This is a genomic window from Micromonospora sp. PTRAS2 (genome assembly GCF_054052245.1).
Genome location: NZ_JBSWBU010000078.1, coordinates 1 through 242, shown reverse-complemented (window position 1 = coordinate 242; position 242 = coordinate 1). Strand labels below are relative to the sequence as shown.

At 69.4% G+C, this 242-nt stretch carries 1 protein-coding gene; it reads right to left on the bottom strand.

Going from position 1 to position 242, the window contains the following annotated elements; translation table 11 throughout:
- A partial coding sequence (locus ACVMYR_RS33230; RefSeq protein ID WP_457123716.1) for an AbfB domain-containing protein occupies positions 1–242 on the bottom strand: 242 nt, incomplete at both ends.

The following is a 242-nucleotide window of genomic DNA, read 5'->3' as shown; positions in this document are numbered from 1 at the left end:
GGCCACGTAGCCGCTGTGCCTCAGGTAGTTGCCCGGGCGGTTCACCGACTCGAACGACACCGCGGAGGAGTCGGCGAGGCCGGGCACCATCCGCCACATCTGGTCCTGGTACGGGTCGAAGGGGTACGGGTCGATGCGGACCGCGCCGTTGGAGTGCCGGACGAAGTAGTCGGGCAGGTTGGAGGACTTCAGCCGGACCCAGTTCGGGGCGCCCCAGCGGCTGACGGCGGCGTTGTACTCGG